General features: G+C 38.5%; 16 protein-coding genes and 2 pseudogenes. 7 read left to right on the top strand and 11 right to left on the bottom strand.

The window, feature by feature from the left end; genetic code table 11:
• The first annotated feature begins 71 nt into the window (after positions 1-71).
• Together L2703_RS04280 and L2703_RS04275 are read left to right on the top strand one after the other, a co-directional pair.
• A complete protein-coding gene (locus tag L2703_RS04280) occupies positions 72-3,089 on the top strand; it encodes a TonB-dependent receptor (RefSeq protein WP_248969895.1) in 3,018 nt (1,005 codons plus the stop codon).
• A 207-nt stretch (positions 3,090-3,296) separates the two neighbouring features.
• On the top strand, positions 3,297-4,826 hold the full coding sequence (locus tag L2703_RS04275; protein WP_248969894.1) for a tryptophan halogenase family protein: 1,530 nt from the start codon (positions 3,297-3,299) through the stop codon (positions 4,824-4,826).
• A 419-nt stretch (positions 4,827-5,245) separates the two neighbouring features.
• Here the strand turns inward: L2703_RS04275 and L2703_RS04270 are convergent.
• Positions 5,246-5,509: pseudogene (locus L2703_RS04270) on the bottom strand (endo-1,4-beta-xylanase); the annotation flags it as partial.
• 571 nt (positions 5,510-6,080) lie between these two features.
• A complete protein-coding gene (locus L2703_RS04265) occupies positions 6,081-7,181 on the bottom strand; it encodes an endo-1,4-beta-xylanase (protein ID WP_248969893.1) in 1,101 nt (366 codons plus the stop codon).
• Between the two features lie 500 nt (positions 7,182-7,681).
• Between L2703_RS04265 and L2703_RS04260 the strand changes: the two genes are divergently transcribed.
• A complete protein-coding gene (locus L2703_RS04260; RefSeq protein ID WP_248969892.1) occupies positions 7,682-7,930 on the top strand; it encodes a hypothetical protein in 249 nt (82 codons plus the stop codon).
• A gap of 12 nt (positions 7,931-7,942) precedes the next feature.
• A pseudogene (locus L2703_RS19085) lies at positions 7,943-8,089 on the top strand (cupin domain-containing protein); the annotation flags it as partial.
• A gap of 16 nt (positions 8,090-8,105) precedes the next feature.
• On the opposite strand, the gene L2703_RS19080 reads toward L2703_RS19085, so the two are convergent.
• The 3 genes from L2703_RS19080 to L2703_RS04245 all read right to left on the bottom strand — a co-directional run bounded on the left by L2703_RS19080 (position 8,106) and on the right by L2703_RS04245 (position 9,075).
• Positions 8,106-8,297 carry an endo-1,4-beta-xylanase gene (locus L2703_RS19080; RefSeq protein WP_283107793.1) on the bottom strand — a complete coding sequence of 64 codons (192 nt, stop codon included), beginning with the start codon at positions 8,295-8,297 and terminating at the stop codon, positions 8,106-8,108.
• Between the two features lie 9 nt (positions 8,298-8,306).
• Entirely contained in the window at positions 8,307-8,465 is a 159-nt protein-coding gene (locus L2703_RS04250) for a hypothetical protein (RefSeq protein ID WP_248969890.1), read from the bottom strand.
• A 64-nt stretch (positions 8,466-8,529) separates the two neighbouring features.
• Entirely contained in the window at positions 8,530-9,075 is a 546-nt protein-coding gene (locus L2703_RS04245) for an endo-1,4-beta-xylanase (RefSeq protein ID WP_248969889.1), read from the bottom strand.
• Positions 9,076-9,382: 307 nt separating this feature from the next.
• On the opposite strand from L2703_RS04245, the gene L2703_RS04240 reads away from it, so the two are divergent.
• A complete protein-coding gene (locus L2703_RS04240; protein WP_248969888.1) occupies positions 9,383-10,369 on the top strand; it encodes an SMP-30/gluconolactonase/LRE family protein in 987 nt (328 codons plus the stop codon).
• 84 nt (positions 10,370-10,453) lie between these two features.
• Here L2703_RS04240 and L2703_RS04235 read toward each other — a convergent pair whose 3' ends face one another.
• The 6 genes from L2703_RS04235 to L2703_RS04210 all read right to left on the bottom strand — a co-directional run bounded on the left by L2703_RS04235 (position 10,454) and on the right by L2703_RS04210 (position 17,658).
• A complete protein-coding gene (locus L2703_RS04235; RefSeq protein ID WP_428848641.1) occupies positions 10,454-11,266 on the bottom strand; it encodes a ThuA domain-containing protein in 813 nt (270 codons plus the stop codon).
• A 535-nt stretch (positions 11,267-11,801) separates the two neighbouring features.
• Positions 11,802-12,869, bottom strand: coding sequence for a glycoside hydrolase family 43 protein (locus tag L2703_RS04230; protein WP_248969887.1), 1,068 nt, complete (start codon positions 12,867-12,869; stop codon positions 11,802-11,804).
• 61 nt (positions 12,870-12,930) lie between these two features.
• Positions 12,931-14,268 (bottom strand): glycoside-pentoside-hexuronide (GPH):cation symporter, encoded by a 1,338-nt coding sequence (locus L2703_RS04225; RefSeq protein WP_248969886.1) that lies wholly within the window; start codon positions 14,266-14,268, stop codon positions 12,931-12,933.
• A 156-nt stretch (positions 14,269-14,424) separates the two neighbouring features.
• Positions 14,425-15,141, bottom strand: coding sequence for an NUDIX hydrolase (locus tag L2703_RS04220; RefSeq protein ID WP_248969885.1), 717 nt, complete (start codon positions 15,139-15,141; stop codon positions 14,425-14,427).
• A gap of 320 nt (positions 15,142-15,461) precedes the next feature.
• Positions 15,462-16,496, bottom strand: coding sequence for a LacI family DNA-binding transcriptional regulator (locus tag L2703_RS04215; RefSeq protein WP_248969884.1), 1,035 nt, complete (start codon positions 16,494-16,496; stop codon positions 15,462-15,464).
• 730 nt (positions 16,497-17,226) lie between these two features.
• On the bottom strand, positions 17,227-17,658 hold the full coding sequence (locus tag L2703_RS04210; RefSeq protein ID WP_248969883.1) for a Gfo/Idh/MocA family protein: 432 nt from the start codon (positions 17,656-17,658) through the stop codon (positions 17,227-17,229).
• Between the two features lie 271 nt (positions 17,659-17,929).
• Between L2703_RS04210 and xylB the strand changes: the two genes are divergently transcribed.
• Complete coding sequence (gene xylB, locus L2703_RS04205) at positions 17,930-19,390, top strand: xylulokinase (protein WP_248969882.1); 1,461 nt, start codon at positions 17,930-17,932, stop codon at positions 19,388-19,390.
• A gap of 56 nt (positions 19,391-19,446) precedes the next feature.
• Entirely contained in the window at positions 19,447-20,766 is a 1,320-nt protein-coding gene (gene xylA, locus L2703_RS04200; RefSeq protein WP_248969881.1) for a xylose isomerase, read from the top strand.

The raw sequence follows: 20,766 nt of genomic DNA, 5'->3' as shown, positions 1-20,766 counted from the left end.
TACTGCAATAAAAAAAGGCTATCACGTTCTACTTGTGATGAGCTTCGATGAATACCAGGGGAATATTCAACATGATAAACACATTTATACATGACACTAGATACAAAAAAAAGTCATTCAAATATTCAGTTTTAGCTTCAGCAATTATAGCGTTAATGTCTCACTCAGCATTAGCTGAAGAAGAACAAGTTAATCAAGAAGAAACACAAGAACAACAAGACACAATTGAAGTAATAAAAGTGTCTGGTCAACGTGGTAATATTATATCAGCTCAAAACATGAAATTAGCAGCTGATACTGTTGTCGATGCCATTTCTGCAGAAGACATTGGTGCTTTACCTGATAGAAGCGTATTAGAAGCAATATCTCGTTTACCAGGTGTTGCTATTGAACGTTTTGCCGCTGCAGATGATCCTGACCACTTTGGGGTTGAAGGTGGTGGTGTTGTAGTTCGTGGTTTGACTCACGTTCGAAGTGAATTTAATAACAGAGATGCATTTTCTGCTGATTCTGGCCGTGGATTAGGATTTGAGGATGTTTCACCAGAATTGATGGGGTCTGTTGAAGTCTTTAAAAACCAAACCGCAGATATGATTGAAGGTGGAATTGCAGGATCGGTTAATCTAAATACGCGCAAAGCCTTTGATTCATCCGGTCGTGTTTTTGCTTTTAGCACTGATGGTACCTATACCGATCTTAGAGAAGAAGTTTCACCTACATTTTCGACTCTCTATAGCGATATTTGGGAGTTAGACTCAGGCAGATTGGGCCTGTTATTGAATTATTCAAATTCAGAAATAAAAGTTGAGTCTAATGGGACACAAGTTGGCTTGTACCAGCAGCAAGAGTGGGATGATACTAAATATGTTCCACGCTCTACTCGCTTAAGTAAAAAACAAGATAACAGAAACCGTGAAGGTTTTGCCACTTCGTTACAATGGGAAAATGCAGATCGAACATTACTACTAACCGGTGAGTTTATTCGTTCAGAAGCTAGGCTCGCTTGGAATGAAAACACTATCGAAATGGATGATACTGATTCACACTCTAATATGCTTCCAATTGAGGGAACAGAGTTTGAATTTGATGAAAGTGGCTACTTTGAGAAGGGCATTATAACATCGGAAGCAGGATGGCGTGGTGATGGTTCACCTCAACGTTACGGTATGCAACATATAATGCAAACTCGCGCTAGAGACGAAGAGTCAATTGTTAACGATTACAGTTTTAATGTAGCTTATACTCCAAATGACTCATGGGCCTTTAATTTTGACATTCAATATGTAGATGCCTCTATGGGGATCGAAGACATATCTGTAATGGGAGCAACCAGAGCTGTTGTCGATATGGATTTAACTGGCGGTGGTATTGTTGATGTAACTCTACATAGTCCTGGTTTTGACGGGCAATCTAATTTTATGTCTTCTAATCCATTTACCGATCCGAGTAAAAACTTTTTTAGAAGTGCGATGGACCATATTTCTGAAAACGACGGTACAGAGTTGGCCTCTCGCGCAGATACTGAATATACCTTTGATCATGGCATATTATCATCGATACAAATGGGTGTTCGTTATTCTAAACGTGAGCAAACCACGAGACAGTCAGTGTATAACTGGGGAGTATTATCAGAAGCATGGGCTGGGGGAAATATATGGTACTCAGATACAGACGTACCTTATGACCAAATAAATTTTGATAATTTTGCCCGTGGAGGCGTATTAACCACAGAAGGCGGAAATAACTTTCTATTCCCGTCACTTGAAATGGTTAAAGATTATCGTAATTTAAATAATGCTTTAACTAACGCCAAAGCTGTTGATTGGGGTTGGAATCCACTAGCTAGCAGAGAAGGAGCTACTGGCAATTTTATTCCAAACGAAATCAACAAAACGACAGAAATAAATAATGCGGCCTACATCAGATTTAATTTTGAAGGTCAACTAGCTGATATGGACTACCGAGCTAATTTAGGTTTTCGCTATGTTAAACTAGAGAATGAAACGGCTGGTTTTACTATTTTTCCGGACAACGCACCAAATGACCCAAATGACCCTACTGATTTAGGTAACGTGTTAGTCGCAGATCAAGCAGCATTTGGAAATTCTGGGTCTGCAAAGACTAATGCAACAAGCGATTATTCAAATATACTACCTAGCGTTAACTTCAAACTAAACTTAACTGAAGAATTATTACTTCGATTTGGTTTTTCAGAAGCAATTGCTCTACCTTCACTTGGTAACTTACGTAATTATGTGAATATTCAAGGTGAAGACATATCTGTCATATATGATCCTAATGTTGCTCCTGGTGGTGTGCCTGTGCCTGTTTCTGCATCTTATGATCGGTATACAGCAAGCTCAGGTAATCCATTCTTAAAACCAATGGAATCTTACAATTACGATCTTTCACTTGAATGGTACTTCGCTCAGGGAAGCTCGCTTACTGCATCACTATTTTATAAAGATCTTAGTAATTATTTTATTAACGGAGTTACAGAAAGAGAGTTCACAAACAATGGTGCAACTCAAACTGTACAAGTCGCAGGTGCAACTAACGGCGATAAAGGAACTGTCAGTGGTTATGAAATCGCTTATCAACAGTTTTATGACACATTACCTGGTGCATTATCTGGGTTAGGTTTACAACTCAATTATACGTATATTAATGAAGATGGTTCTCCGAATAGTGGTTTAAACGATTCTGTTAATGACAACAGTGATGTCGGCAATTTTGCTTTCGATGATTTACCTCTTGAAGGCTTGTCAGAACAAAATGCAAACGCTGCTGTGTTATACGAAAAATACGGTTTCTCAGGTCGCATAGCTTATAACTGGCGCTCTGAATATCTGTTAACCACACGAGATGTGATTACCACATTGCCTATTTATAACTCAGCAAATGGTCAACTTGATGCATCATTATTTTGGAGCATTAATGATAATTGGAAAGTTGGAATACAAGGTACCAACCTCAATAATAATATCACAGAGACTTTAATGCAGATAAATGAAGAAGGTGACAAAAAAACCCGGTCTTGGTTTGTTAACGACCGACGTTACAGCTTTATTGTTAGAGCAACATTCTAAAATAAAAAATTAATTTAATATATTACTGGCTTATAATAAACAGATATAGATTCCCTGTATCTGTTTATATTAACTGGGTCGTAAATTATTATTTTAATTAGTTTCATCTTAATTTTGCTGAGTAACTATATCAAGCTAGCAACCATATCAAAGAGTTACTATCTAGCGAAATCCCCTTAATAGACTGTAATTTTTTCGAGGTTTTATATGGGTGTTACATCAAAATCCAATGGCATTAAAAAGATAATTATCGTTGGTGGTGGGACCGCGGGATGGATGACCGCGGCCACTTTTTCTAAAGTACTGACAAACTATGATTGTCAGATCGTTGTTATCGAATCTGACCAAATAGGCACTGTGTCGGTCGGTGAAGCCACAATCCCTCAAATAGCCTTGTTTAATAAAATACTGGGGATTGATGAAAATGAGTTTATCGTCAAAACCCAAGCAACATTTAAGCTCGGCATCGAGTTTGTTAATTGGAAACAAAAAGGCCATAGATACATGCATCCTTTCGGCCGTTATGGTGTCGATATGGATGCGATTCAATTTCACCATTATTGGTTGAAAATGTATCAGCAAGGCAAAGCTCCTGATATTGAGAAATATTCTTTAGAAGCACTTGCTGCAAAACAAGGTAGATTTAACCGCCCACAGAAAATGGGAAATTCCCCCTTATCTAATATTGCTTATGCATTTCATTTTGACGCAACATTGTACGCCAAATACTTAAGAAATTTTGCAACGAATAACGGGGTAACTCGAAAAGAAGGAAAAGTTGTTGATGTAGTGTTACGTCACAATGATGGTTTTATTGAATCATTACGATTAGAAGATGGTGAGCTGATTGAAGGAGACTTATTTATCGACTGTTCTGGCTTTAAAGGATTACTAATAGAAGGCGCGTTAAAAACCGGTTTTAATGATTGGAGCGACTGGTTACCTTGTGATCGCGCTGTTGCAATGCCCTGCACGAGTACAGAAAAGATTAAACCATACACAATTTCAACGGCACAAGATGCAGGATGGACATGGCGTATACCGTTACAACATCGTATTGGTAATGGTTATGTTTACCCAAGTCAATTTGTTAGCGATGATGAAGCTGTGGCCTTGCTAACATCACAAATGGAAACAGCCCCCCTAAGTGATCCTAATTTTTTACGTTGGACAACAGGTACAAGAAACAAAAGCTGGAATAAAAACTGCGTTGCTATTGGACTATCTGCAGGATTTATTGAACCGTTAGAATCCACTGGGTTACACCTCATTCAACTAGGAATAGCAAAATTATTAAGCTTGTTTCCTTCTAAAGGGTTTGAACAAGTTGAAATCGATACCTACAACCAACAACTTAATCTTGAGATGGAACGGATAAGAGATTTCGTAATTATGCATTATAAAGTCACAAACAGAGACGACACTGCATTTTGGCGTTTTTGTAAAAACATGTCCATTCCAGACTATCTCAAGCAAAAAATTGAACTGTATCAAAATAATGGTCGAATATTTAGGCAAGATAATGAATTGTTTAATGAAATGTCATGGTTAGCGGTTATGCATGGCCAAGGCTTGCAACCAAAAGGCTACCACCCGTTAGTTGATACGTTGACTGAATATGAAATTGATCGTCGTCTTAAACATATACAATCTGTAATTGATAAGTCTGTATCAATTATGCCATCACAAGTTGATTACATTAATCAACACTGCAAATCACCAACATACACTTTTTAAATATGTATAGCCATGCTGTAAAACAGCATGGCTAAAGCGTAATAAAATAAGTTTTCATATTCGCCACAGACTTATATAAAATAATGCTGAGCATTAAATACTCTCACTATTGTGTTTTAGCTTTCGAGATTTGAAACAGCGACTGCCATTGTACAGAGTTAAATACTGACGGGTCATCATCGTTGACAAACCATGCAGATAAACATTGATTGAGTGATTAATTCAGTGACTATGGCCAAAACAGCATCAGATTTTGCATTGACATTATCTATGCTGTAATCGTTATAAAACACTTAGCTTTAGGATCTGCGGCATCGGCTCGGGTAAATGCATCAGCAATAAAGCTTTTATTTAACTCTGCAAAAAAAATACCAAGTCACGATAGTTAGCGTCGTCCTCATCACTTAATTTGCCACATCTCACGCATATATTTGTCCGCTATAACCCGCAGCCGTAACATCAATATGGGCATTGATTAGAATCATTAAATCTTTAGGCACTACATCATCAGTAAAAATATTAGGGGCTTGGCGATACCATACTAAAGCATGACCTTTAAATACCATGTCATTTTCTTCAACAAAATCAATCATGCTATCTAAAGCAACAAAGTTACAAATATCAGAGGTTGACGTTTGTAAAGAGCCCCATTTTACCGCATTTTCTGGCGTAACATAGTTAAATTCTTTTTTACTATGTCGAGATAATCTGTCTCATGATTGCGCTGTCAATATGTATTTATTCGGCTTGTTTGCCGCTTCAACTAACGTTGCCATGGTGTAGGTTCGGTTCTACTACATCAATTGGAGGTACTTTAGTAGACGCTTTGTTATTGTCAAAACATCCCGATAATAAAAGTAGCATAGGGCTAATAACTAACGATGACTTAATCCACTTGAGTCTATTTTTATATGTTTTATTTTGTTTTGTTGATTCTTATTTAGAATCAACACTTTTAGATCATAATGACTATAACGTTACTTTGAAACAGACTACTCGCTTGAAATCATCTACTATTATATTTACATGATTAGTAATTTAATTTTTCACCGACTTGTACATTTGAGTCTGTGAAGACCGGAATATTCGAGTGAATAAATGTGTACAAGCTACTTTTAGTTACCGATTTAAAATGATTTATTACCACTTTAGCTCTGATAATATACTGGCCAAATTTAAAAAAAGCCACTTACATCAATAATATGAGTGGCCTTACTCGTTATACGTTTACATTACTTACCATTAAGGATGTGATTACAAGCTGTCGACAAAGCCTTTTATCTGCATGTTTCTATCAATTAATAAGGGATAGTCGGTACGGCCTTGCATTGGCCAACCATTACGCCAAGTTTGCTTGTCACTCACGCCCCAAAATGTGACTCGCCCAATACTATTACTGTGTTTTTTATAGATAGAGAATAAAGCTTGATATCGAGATGCTAATTGTTGTTCAACGGCATTAGGAAGGCCTGTTGCATAAGGGTTATACTGCTGCTGCAATGCGACATCTAAAGATACATCGGCACCTTCCGCGAGATTCTCTGGAAAAGGTAATACCGAAATATCAAGCTCAGTAATCATCACATCAACACCGGTTGCAGCAAGAGCCACAATAGAGTCTTCAACTTCTGCAAAGTCTGGCGAAGCAAGTGAATAATGTGCTTGCATGCCGACACCATCTATCTGAATGCCTTTTTGCTTAAGTCGTTTTATCAGTGCGATGGCTCCTGCTCTTTTGGCAGGTTTAAACATGTTGTAATCATTGTAATATAACTTGGCTTTTGGCGCTGCTTGGTGGGCAAACATAAAGGCATGTTCAATGAAATCATCACCAATTATTTGTTGCCATTTAGATTCACGCAAGGTGCCGTCTTCGTTTAATGCCTCATTCACTACGTCCCACGCAAATATTTGGTCTGCGTAACGCCCTGCTACTGTTTTAATATGATGTTGCATGCGTTGTAATAATTGATCTCGATTAAGAAGATTGCCAGAATCATCTTCAAAGACCCAATCTGGTGTTTGGGAATGCCACACTAAGGTATGCCCGACCAATTGCTGCTTATTTGCTGCTGCAAAATTAACTAATGCATCGGCAACTTCAAATTGATATTCATTCGGTAATGGATTGATAGATTCCCATTTCATGGCATTTTCTGGCGTGAAGGTATTGAAATGCTTTGCCGCTAACAATAATTCAGGATCGCTCGCATTAAGAACTTGAGCCTTACTAATTGCTGTACCAATTTTGAAATTATCTGCAAATTTGTCTTTTAATATAAGCTCTTTCGCGCCCGTTTGTGTGTTTACTTCTTCGCCGTTATAGATGTTACATCCCGATATTAATAAGGCCATAGAGGCACAACCTATCAATAAAGTGTTAATAAGTATTTTTTTTATCAGCATAGTTTGTTAAATCCCGATTATTGTTTTTTCAGGCCAAGTCTATTCATATTGACAAGCTTTAAAGTTGATGAATGTTAGCCCTGATGGCTCATTTCACAACACCGTCGATTAACCATAAACAAGTCAATAATCCGTCTATGTTTATCCCCTTATGTAATCTTGCTGTTCAAAATAATGTTGATCATTTTATTACGGCAAACATAACGCTAGCCGCCAGAACAAAATAGTCTTTTTGACAACAAGGCTAAGGTAAAATATACTACTTTTATCTTTTTGAGAACATATTTGTAATAAAAATTTATTTTTTTGTTGTCTACGATAATATATAAAATAATATAAATCATTAATAAACATGCACTTACTGTTTAATTCTAATGAAGATGGAGGGTTTAATATTACAAACAGCAAGCGTAACGCTAAATCGAACAGATTGTGCACCTTAGGGGGCTATGATAATTAGTACCTGCAGCGCCATCATGGCTGAGGCTAATCAAGAGGTAAGCCCTGAGATCACCTCAAGCATATTGTCACACGCAGACACTCATATTACTCACTATGATGGCAGCGTATTTAATACTTATTTTTACGGCGATACACATGAATCAACTCAGGTTATCAGCGGTGTGGCAATAATTGATCCCAATAACGAAATTCATCCAGCTCATAGACATGAAAGTGAAGAGTTTTTGTTGATATAAGAAGGTCAAGGCACATTGATTTTAGAAGGTAAAGAGTCACCGGCAAAGCAAGGTGAAATGCTTTTTGTGTCTTCTGGGGTAATCCATGGCATTTTTAACAGTGGCACCGAGCCGTTAAAATTTGTAGTTATTCATTATAAGAACAAGTTAACCCCTTAGATTTACGGCTTGTTCATTATTGAGTTTGTAGTTTAAGTAAGGCTTTTAATGCTGGTTTTAGTTGTAACTGACGATCCCACAATAACAGATAATTTATTCTTGCTGGGATTGGATAATCATTATTCCATGACATGCCATCATGTAATCCCCATAGGGTTACCCGATCAATTTTGTCACTTTTTATTGAATAAGATAAACAACTCAACATTCTTTGTGGTTAACTTTTGTTGTACACCAACAGGTAAACCCGCTTTTTTTTACGGGTCAAGGTAGGTTCAAACTCCTCTAATTGAAATTGTGAATGCATAAAGGCTTGGCCAAACACCTGACCCTCTTTGATAAACGGCAATACATCAATATCGAGTTCAGTAATCATTACCTTCACACCCGCTGCAGCATCGGCATCAATGGCTTGTTCAATGTTTCAGTTTTAGGGAAGTTTAGCCACTAATGCGCTTGTATCCCCACACCGTCGATACGGATCCCTTCAGTTTTAACATGTTAATCATTTTCTCAATGACATCCCGTTTTTCTGGTCGCCAGGCATTAAAGTCGTTGTAATACAGTTCAGTATCAGGGGCATAATAAGCGGCATACTTAAATGCTTTAACCAATGTATCAACATCACCTACACCGTTAACCCGGGTAGCCGGGCGGTATGAGCCGTCATTATCAATCAAGTCGTTTACCACATCCCACGCATGCACCATGCCAGCATAGCGACCTGCTACAAGCTTAATATGTTTGCGCATCACGTCTAATTTCTCAGCCGGTGTATTAGATTGATTAACTTTATTTTTAAAGAAAAAATCAGGTGTTTGAATATACCAAACTAAGGTATGTCCAACGTTGAACATATTATTGTCTTGGCCAAATTTGACATATGCATCTGCGGCGGCAAAATCGTAAACACCAGGTGTTGGGTTAACAATTTCCGCTTTCATCGCATTTTCAATGGTCACAGTATTAAAGTTATCAATGACCAACTGATTTCTTTGTCCATGGTGACATCTTCATTTACCGCAACGCCCACTTTAAAAGCATGTTGATATACATCATCTAAATGCGTTATCACGTTCGAATTAGTATCTGATTCAACAGCATGTATATTCACACAGAACAATAAAGTACTGTCGATGCTTAAACTAATCGTTGTTTTTATAACTAGATTCATTGGTATTACTTTTGTCAGTTAATGGTTGTTTACCATAAGCCAACAACTCAATAGTCAATTTGACCATTATTGTTTTAATGTCTAATCTAATTCACATTAACAAATTACAAGGAAGGACAATGCAACTGACGGCATTAAGACAGTCACAAATAAGAGCAAGACTCACCAGCGCATGTGCGTTAGTGCTATTGTTGCCACTGCAAGCTTATGCAGAAAAAAAGTCTAATAAAGATTTAGCGTTAATTGATCAATGCAGCAGTCACTATCAAGCTGCGGAACGTGATTCGCTTAAATTAATTACTCACAAATTGCTTTTTCTTGAAGGTCCTACTTGGTCAGTGACTGAACAAGCTTTCTATTTCTCTGAAATGAACTTCTCTGGTAGTCAGTTGAATGGTCCTGATGCCAATATTTATCAATACAAACTTAACGATAAGCCCACATTGTGGTTATCGCACAGTGGAAGCAATGGCTTGCTTGTCGACGGTAATGACTTGTATGTGCTAAAACACAGTGACAGATCGGTTAGCAGAATTAATTTATCAACACAGAAACAAACTATATTGGTCAACCAATTCAACGGTAAACCATTTAACTCTCCTAACGATATCAGCCGGCATTCAAATGGTGGAATTTATTTTACCGATCCTGATTGGCAATTGAGTGAGCGTAAAAATGAACTTAATAGCACATCAGTATTCTGGTTGCCTGCGCAAGGGAAATTAGTCGAGATTGACCAATTAAATAAACCTAATGGGATTGTATTATCGCCAGATGAAAAGTGGCTCTACGTTGGCGATAACAGTAACCATATTTACCGCTACCCAGTAAATGGTGATGGCAGTGTTGGACAACGACAGCCCTTTATTGACGTTGATGGCCCTGATGGCATCACCATTGACTGTGCCGGGAATCTTTATGTAGCTAGCCACAGTCAAGGAAAGCTTCAAATCTATTCACCCGAAGGGCTGTTATACCAATCTATCACGGTAGCGCCGCAAATAACCAATATGGACTTTGGTGGGAACGACATGAAAACGTTATTAATCACCACTGGAAATGGGTTATTTACTTTGCAAACAAAACTGTCCGGAATAGTACGCTAAAAAGCACGTTAATAAAACAGACTCATTAATAACATTGCATAGTAAGGAGTCTGTATTTCTTGCTGTTAATATTAAACAAACAATTTAAGGCGTTATCCCCTTACCAGTTGCCGCCCAATATATTCCACCATATAAATGTGTTTGAAATAACACGTCCTGATAAACCGCATCGGTATGCCCAAGGGCAGTGTAAAATACTCGCCCGCCATCAAATTCTTGATACCAAGCAATAGGATGAAACTCACCCATCCCTTCTCCCTGCTTATTTCCCCAATTTGAACGGGGAGCGTAACTGTTTTCGTCTACCGACAAAATGTAATGTAAATTAGGGTTACGCACTGGAGTAAAATCATACCACTCGTCTGTCCATAACAGACTGTCGGGCATCGATTCAAGGCCTGGAAATTCACGAGACTCGACCTGTAATTTTGCGGTTTGAATTTCAGGATGGATCACAAACGTATGCCCGACAAGTTGTTGATACCATGCCCAATCGTATTCAGTATCGGTAGCACTGTGTATGCCAACAAATCCTTTTCCTTGCTTTATATAACCCTCAAAAGCGGCTTGTTCTGCATCATTTAACACATCCCCAGTAGTGGCCAAAAACACCACTACATCAACGTTTTTAAGATATTCATCGTTAAAGTAGCGGCCTTCTTCATGCCAAACCATATTAAAAAAATGTTTGTCACTCATTTTTTGTAATGCATTAACACCGCTGAGAATAGAGGCGTGATGCCAACCTGCCGTTTTGCTAAACACAAATACATTAAATTGCTTTTTTGGCATATGTTCAAAACCAGTGGCATGTACGCCTTGGCCAAACATCATTAAACATAATGCATAGCTAAGCACTAGAGGCTGCAAAAAAGCGCTTGATATCCTATATGTCATTGCGTTTCCTTATACAAATTTGATAAACATATTGGTAATTAATCGGCCTGTTTTAGGGTTAGCATCTATATCGTTTTGATATTCAGCATGCTTGAATGCAGAAACATATCAGGAAATATGATTGGTATATTGGCTTTACAGTCATTTGTTTTATAACACTCAAATTCACTGTGATTATCGCTGCAATAGCCATAAATACTCTTACCATTAACGCTGCGACTTGCTACGGATAGGTTTATGTTATTAACGATCTGATTCATAATCAGGTTTTAGTAATGCATCAATAAACTTATATCTAGTTCGTTTATACTTAAAAAACCAATACCGCCATGGGGTTGATCGTTCAAATAATGAAGTGTAACCATCCCTTATATCGATCATGTTTTGAGAGAGGTTTCCTCATTTAATCGCTCATACATCTTGGGCGGTAGAACATTCAGTGATTCATGTGGCCGATCATATTTATATTTTTCAATCCAACTATCTGTGATTTCTCCCCGGTATTTCAACATAATTAAATGTTAAACCTAATCGATTATTCGTATGCTGTGATTGTTGAAATTCTTCCATTCTCGTCGTGCAATAGCTCCGTTTTCTTTATACATCGCAAGTGAGTTTGTCCTCCTGATAATGTTGAGTCATGGTAAAATAGAAACCATTTACCTTGATGGAATACAATTGAGTGATGGCTAGTCCATCCCAAGACTGGATTTAAAATCACTCCCTGATAGGTAAATGGCCCGTATGGGTTATCTCCTATTGCGTAAGCAATATTGTGGGTGTCACCGGTTGAATATGAAAAATAGTAACGTCCGTTATATTTATGTACCCATGATGCTTCAAAGAAACGGCGTTGATTGTCAGCAACTGTAATGGGCTTACCTGTTTCATCTAAAATAACAATGTCTTGTACTTCTTCTGCAAACGACAACATATCGACTGATAATTTTGCCATTTTTGCAGGTAATGCAGGTTCGTTTTGTGCTGGGTAATGTTCAGTTAAACTAAATTGACCTTGATGCCAATTTTGTAACTGCCCGCCCCATAAACCTCCAAAATACAAATAATAACTGCCATCATCGTCCTCAAACACCGCGGGATCAATACTGAACGAATTTACGATGTAATTTTGTTCGGCAATAAACGGGCCTACGGGTGAATCACTACTGGCAACACCAATTCTAAAAATACCTTCAAGATCACGTGCGGGAAAATATAAATAATACTTACCGTTTTTATGCGCAGCATCGGGCGCCCAAAGTTGCTTACTAGCCCACTTGATATCGTCAAGTGATAAGGCGACACCGTGGTCCATGACCTCATCGGTAACATTGTCGAGAGACAACACATGATAGTCACGCATTGCAAAATGGTCCCCTTGGTCATTTATACTGCTGTTATCCGTCTCGATATCGTGAGATGGATAAACATAAATTTTACCTTCAAACACATGTGCTGAAGGATCGGCAGTGTATATATGAGTCACAAGCGGCTTGTGTTTTTCTACGTACGAATGCGCTTTTTTTAGATCATCTAATTGTTTACGCTCTGCATCGCTGAGTTCATTAACGCTGTTTAGATAATCCTTCATGGCTTGTGCCATACATTCTCCTATTGTTACAGTCTGTGGTAATCACATTTAATATTTATCTGATCGCACCTGATTAAGGGAGCTCAGCCTGGATTTGTTTTACTTTTAGTTCAGTCAATTTATAGCGAGATACCACAACTAAACTAAGTAAGGTACACACCACCGGAATACCAGCGAACGCAAGTAAAATGCCTGACAATGCATGTTCGGTTTGTTGCTGATTAGGCACGTAATCAAAGCCTGATAATATCCAACCTGCTAATGCGCCACCGATGGCAAATCCAAATTTAATCGCTAATAAATGACCAGAAAAAGTAATGGCAGTTAGTCTCTTACCGATTTTCTTAACCCCATAATCAACCGTGTCAGCTACCATTGAAAACATGATCGGCGTAATAATCATGTGCGCGAAGTTGGCAATAAAGTAAACCGTAAAAATCAGACCAATTTGATCCACCTCAATCACATAAAACAAGCTATGAGAAATCACAACGACGAACAACGCGATGATAAAGAGATTTTTCTTTTCAAAGTATTTAGACAAAAAGTTAGTGGATATTGCGCCTAATACTGAACCGATTGCCGCTAGGGTTAAAAAGTTAGACAGTAATGACTCATCACCGACATAGTATTTAATGTAATGCGGCGCTACCGATGCCCTAATGCCTATTAAAATTAAGGTCACTACACTGATAATGGCAATAACAAGCCATTGATCATTCTTAAATAAGCAAAAAAAATCAGTAAACAAACTGCGGTAACTTTGCTTAACTGGCATAGTTTGGGTTTCTTTAGTCATCTTAAAACATAATAAAAAACACGCTGCAGCTAAAGAGCCCATAAACACCATTGCTAATGGATAACCCACTTGGTCATTACCTTGGCCAAAATAAGCAACCAATTTAGGTATTGCCCAGACAATGACAACAAGAGCGCCCATGGCCATGGCAAAACGATAAGATTGTAAAGATGTACGCTCTTTTGGGTCATTAACCATCACGGCACCTAACGCACCGTAAGGAATATTAATAGCGGTGTAACAAGTCATTAAAATACCGTAGGTGACATAGGCATAAATAAGTTTACCCGTGCTACCAAAATCAGGGGTGATAAATGCGATACAGGCAAAGAATCCATAAGGTATTGCTAAAAATAGGATATAGGGACGGTAAGATCCCCAACGAGTTCGTGTTCTGTCAGCAATGCCGCCCATTACAGGATCGGTAAAAGCATCAAATAATCGCACTGATAACAGCAATGTCCCCGCTGCTGCAGCAGACAACCCATACACATCGGTATAAAAAATGAGCATGAAATTGGCTACCATCTGAAATACGATGTTGCTGGCTGTGTCCCCAAGACCGTAGCCAAGCTTTTCTTTAATGGTCAGTTTATTATTAGTATTTTCCATTATCATTCCAACAAAATGTTATAGTCATAAAAACTATATCAATTTATTATTTATGTAAATAGATTTAATGTAATTTTAATGGGATGTAAAAAAAGACAGTGAATACTGTCTTTCTGTGGGAATGAATATGAGGTTTTATCCTGAGATCAGGGAATATTAATATTCGAATGTGAAACCAAATTGAGTCAGTTTTTCATAAACATGAACATCAAATCGATACAATGACGCGGCCCTGTGGGCAACATTTCGTTGCTTCTCATTACAGTCAATTAATAAGTTCATCTTTAATATTTTTCGACGAAAATTTGGTTTGTCTAATGTCACACCGAGAATAGATTCATATAAATCTTGTAGTTGCAATAAGGTAAATTTTTCAGGTAACAAACTAAAACCAATCGGTTCATGTCTGACTTTGTATTTTAAATGATTAAGGCAACTCGCCAAAATATGATCATGGTCAAACATCAGTTTAGGGACTTGTCTCACATCAAACCATTCACACTCTATGGCATTGGGACCATGCGATAAATTGGTTTCGTCAAAGCGGACCAACGAATAAAACGCAATGGTAATAATTCGTCTGGCTGGGTAACGGTCAACATCACCGAAGGCACCAAGTTGGTCTAAATACAAGTTTTCAACCCCAGCAGTATTTTTTACAACTCGAGATGCTGCCTTCTCAAGGTTTTCATCACTGCGAACCCAGTGACCGACTAAGCCCCATTTATTAGTTGCTAGACCTTTACTGTATTTAACCAGTAAAACTTTAAGTTTGCCTTCATGAAGGGTAAAAATAAGATTATCAACGGTTAAGTTACTAATACAATCAGCAGGGATGGTTTCTTCATCAATAACTTCGTTTATAAAATTCACAGGTAGGATCCAATTTAATATAGCGAGCTTGGTTGTACTTAAGCACTCTGGAGCTTGTCGTTGAACAACTGCATAGCAATGAAAAGTTCATATCTAACAAACATTAATAATCACTTTACTTACCAAAAACATAATTGTAAATGCATGCAACAAAATCAATTTGTACTCCACATGACCAATTCATAATATAATAACAATGTTTATGATCATGTCGGCTTAGATGCGCTTTATCAATGACCACCACAAAATAACACATTCAAACTATTGATAATATGTGTATTTTGATATAAAAACTTCATTTTACGTAGATTAGGTCAATACTAGATAATTGATTTACTCGATTCTCTTTGAATAATTTCAAATTCGAGAATATGACGCATCTGGCTGTTTTTTAGTCCTGAAAAGTCTTTGTTTTTATTTGAAGTAAATAAGCTGACAGCTAACGTTGCCATCTCATCAATAGGCTGTCTTACCGTGGTAATGTTTGGCCACACGATCGTTGCAAGGGTTGTATCATCAAAGCCTACAACCGATAAATCATTTGGCACATTAATACCCTGACTTTGTGCAATAGACATCACCGCTGCAGCCATATCATCGTTACCTGCAAAAATAGCACTGGGTTTATCAACTAGTGATAGTATTTTCTTCGCCGCAACCATACCAGACTGATACGTGAAACACCCCTGCTCTATGTATTCGGGGGGCGTATTAATTTTGTTGGATCGCAGAGCATCCAAATACCCTTGGTAACGTAAACGACTAACGCCTTGATTGGGATCGCCAATGATATGGCCTATTTTGCTATGGCCTTGCCTGATTAACGTTTCAGTTAAATCAAAGGCTGCTTGATAATCGTCCATACATATATAAGGTGAAACAGTTAACTGGCTGTCAGGTGCGACTCTGACAAAAGGGACACTAGCTGCAAGTAAACAATCAATAATTTCTTTTTGATCGCATACCGGTGGCAATAGAATCATGCCATCCACTTTTGTTTCGTTAATTAACTCATTAACTGATTGAAGTGTTTTATCAATATTTTTATCTGCTTCATCTACCACTAAATGAAAGCCATTTGAACGGCAGCTTTTTAAGGCGCTTAATAAAAATTGGCTGACATAAGCATCACTAGGGTTATCATACAACAATCCTAAAAAGTACGATTTATTACTGGCCAATCTTCGCGCCGACTCATTAGGTCTATAGTGTAATTGCTCAACCACAGCTAACACTTTACTGCGTGTTTTATCGCTTACTTTAGGGTCTTGGTTTAATACTCGTGATACAGTCATCATAGAGACGCCCGCTTGTTGAGCAACATCCTGTATTCGCGCTTTTTTAACTTCGACCATTATTTACCTACTAATAAAAACAACAAAGCGATATAAAATAAAGCATTTACGACGGTCTTTTAAAGACTGCACTTCAAATAATATCATTATTTGAAGTGGCAAATACAAATCAATCACTGTGAAATTATCGTTAAACACACATAACTGAACAATGAAGCAATTTAGCCGACTACAAATAGCGTGTTTTAGTAGGCGGTCATAGCGAGTTCAGTCGGCTTCTGTTTCATTCAAGCGCACTCTCAACATACCCTAAGTATTAAGACTCGATTAAATAAGGGCTTTCATCTTGGCTAATTTGGATTGAAACAACACACTGTGCTTATGGGATACTATCTGACTTTCTAATTCACCTTACAGGCTCAGTCGACAAGCCACATCAGCCTCAAAGTGATAGCCTAGCGATTGCCTGTTATCACTAAAACTATCGACCAGATCATCAAGATGATACAAATGGCATTCAGATGCTCTAAATGTATCAGGAATAACGATGTAGCCTTTATCACTAATTAAATAACCATTATTACTTAATCTGCATTGAAAGGATGTCGCTAAACTGACCATCACATCATCACTTTTACCAATAATAATGACATCATCTTCAACGCCGGTTTTACACGCATTGGATTGTACTTACAGATTATTAATATCAGACTTTAAAAAGTAATCGGCTATGGCTAAAGGATAAATACCCATATCCAAAAAAACACCCTCCTGCATGTTGCGGATTGTATTATCTTTCGCCTGCCGCAAAGGGAACTGGATAGCCGAAATCAACTTTGACATGTTTAAGCTGACCTATTCGCCCATCGTCTAACCACGCTTTTGCTTGCTGCATTGCGGGTAAGAAATATGTCCATAATGCCTCGATTAACAACAAACCTTTATTCTTGGTTAATGCCGTTAATATTTGGCATTCATCAAGAGTTACCTTCATTGGTTTTTCATATAACATGTGATTTGCTGCCATTAATGAATCATAGGCCTGTTGAAAATGAGAGTTATGCGGCGTGGCAATGTAAACAATATCGACATTAGGGTCGTCAAATAGTGTTTGATAACTTTGATAAGCTTTCTCTACATCATATTGTTTAGCAAACTCGCCAGCATCCGCTTGCTTCCTGGCAGTAACAGCATACAAGTGGCTGTTGGTTGAAACAGCCAAATCCTGTCAAAATAGCGCTGCTATTGTGCCTGCGCTGACAATTCCCCAATTTCATTTAGTCATTTTTACTTCCTATTCTGATTATTTAAGCTGGTTTTAGAAAAACAATATGACCATTCCCGTATTAACAGGCTAGAAGCCCGTTAATAGAGTTGGTCTGAATTCACAAGCCGTTAAAACATATTACATAAAATACACTTGATAGATTTAAAATCCAGTGATAATGTTAGCGCTAACAAAAAAATGATGTAACTTAACATTGGATTGGATTATGTATCTTGGTATCGACTTAGGAACCTCTTGTGTAAAGGTCATCATTTTAGACGGTAATGACCAATTACTAGCACAAGCCAGTTCAGCACTGACTGTATCGCGTCCACACCCTCAATGGTCTGAGCAAGACCCTAATGATTGGTGGCAAGCAACCTGTTTAGCCATGGCTGAACTTAAATCAGCGGCACCTGACTTACTTAGGCATATTAAATCTATTGGCTTATCAGGCCAAATGCATGGTGCAACCTTGCTTGATAATAATAAGCAGGTTATTCGCCCTGCCATTTTGTGGAACGATGGCCGCAGTGAGCAGCAATGTAAAACGCTCGAAGCTAACGAGCCTTATGCACGTAACATAACTGGCAACATTGCGATGCCAGGATTTACTGCCCCTAAATTATTGTGGGTAAAAGAGCATGAACCGGAGCACTTCAATAGAATCGCCAAGGTATTATTACCAAAGGATTTTCTGCGTTTAAAAATGACAGGTGACTTTGCTTCTGACATGTCTGATTCGGCCGGAACACTTTGGTTGGACGTCAAGAATCGTTGTTGGTCACAAGCCATGTTAGCGGCAACGTCATTAACACTCGATCATATGCCAACCTTATATGAAGGCACCGATATCACAGGCACACTAACCGCTGACATAGCAAACTTATGGGGCATGAATACAGTGCCTGTGGTAGCTGGCGCTGGTGATAATGCTGCAGGGGCAATAGGTATTGGGGTCATTAAACCTAATCAAGCCTTCTTATCACTGGGCACATCGGGTGTGTATTTTGTCGCTAATGAGCAATATTTACCTAATCCAGATAACGCAGTACATACATTTTGCCATTGTTTAAGCAATACCTGGCACCAAATGTCAGTCGTGCTAAGTGCCTCAAGTTGCTTAACCTGGGTTACCAAACTGACCGGCTATGACAATGAAGCAGCCTTACTGGATCAAGTCGCCAAATGTGATTTTAGGCAACCCTGTTCAGTGTTGTTTTTACCTTACTTGTCTGGTGAACGCACACCACACAATGCCCCTAGCGCAAAAGGTGTGTTTTTGGGATTAGATCACAACACCAATGCAGCCACTCTTGGCCGCGCAGTGTTAGAAGGCGTCGCCTTTGCCTTTGCAGATGGACAACAAGTGTTATTAGATGCTGGCGCGCAAATAGACCAAATTACCGTTATTGGTGGTGGATCTAAAAGCCGTTTATGGGGCGATATCTTAGCCAGTGTGTTAAACCGCCCGCTTTCTTATCATGAAGGTGGTGAAGTCGGCCCAGCATTTGGCGCCGCTAGATTAGCCAGAATCGCGATAGAGCAAGCACCAGCAGAATCAATTTGTACTAATGGAAAGCTGAAACACGTGGTATTGCCAAATCCAGATATGCAAGCGTACTACACCAAACAATATCAGCAGTTTAAAAGTTTGTACCAAGCAACCAAACATCTATTTATGTAAAGAACCCCCAGAAAAAGAAAATAAAATCACAGTTTAACTAAAATTACGGAGTCAACATGAGCGAACCATTTTTCCCAAATATAGAAAAAATTCAATACGAAGGTGAAAACAGTAAAAACCCTTTCGCATTTCGTTACTACGACGAAAATCGCGTGGTAATGGGTAAGACGATGAAAGAGCATTTACGTTTTGCTGCATGTTACTGGCATAACTTTTGCTCAACGGGTTTTGATATTTTTGGTGAAGGTACATTCGACCGCCCATGGATCCAGCCTGTTGGTGATCAACTGGCATTAGCTGAGCACAAAGCCAAAGTCGCATTCGAGTTTTTTGAAAAACTGGGTGTACCTTACTTTTGTTTTCACGACACAGATATTGCGCCAGAAGGGGCAACCTTAAAAGAAAGCCATGCAAACGTTAATCACATTGCCGACATTCTTGAAAAAGAAATGCAACGTACTGGGGTTAAATTGTTATGGGGTACGGCTAACCTATTTTCTAACAAACGTTTTTGTGCCGGTGGTGCGACTAACCCCAATCCTGAAGTTTTTGCTTATGGTGCAGCACAAGTAAAGCACGCAATGGAAGTCACCAACCGTTTAGGTGGTCAAAACTACGTATTATGGGGCGGCCGAGAAGGTTATGACTCATTGTTAAACACCGATTTAAAACAAGAAAGTGAGCAATATGCCCGTTTCTTAAAAATGGTGGTCGAACACAAACATAAGATTGGTTTTAAAGGCACATTATTAATTGAGCCAAAACCACAAGAGCCGACAAAGCATCAATATGACTATGATACTGCGACTGTAGCAGGCTTCTTACACAAGCATGGTTTGCAAGACGAAATTAAAGTGAACATAGAAGCCAACCATGCTACTTTAGCTGGCCATAGTTTTCATCATGAAGTCGCTGTCGCTTGTGCTGAAGGCATTATGGGTAGCATTGATGCTAACCGTGGCGACATGCAAAATGGTTGGGACACAGACCAATATCCAAACGATGTTGCGGAATGTACCTTAGTAATGTACGAGATTTTGAAAGCGGGTGGTTTTACCACGGGCGGTTTAAATTTTGATACTAAAATTCGTCGTCAATCATGTGAACGTGACGATCTATTCCATGGTCATATTGGCGGTATGGACACTATGGCAAAATCATTACTTAACGCCGCTCAATTAATTGAAGAAGCGCCACTGTCTTCCTTTGTTGAACAACGTTACGCGGGTTGGAAGCAAGGATTAGGTAAAGACATTTTTGATGGCCAGCACAGCTTAGAAAGTTTATCTAAACTGGTGCTTGAGAAAAACATTAATCCTACGTCGGTATCAGGACGTCAAGAGCTACTCGAAAATGTGGTTAACCGCTATATCTAA

The sequence above is a fragment of the Shewanella basaltis genome (genome assembly GCF_023283885.1).
GTDB lineage: Bacteria > Pseudomonadota > Gammaproteobacteria > Enterobacterales > Shewanellaceae > Shewanella > Shewanella basaltis.
The sequence above is the reverse complement of the archived record's forward strand: the minus strand, read 5'-3'. Positions and strand labels throughout refer to the sequence as shown.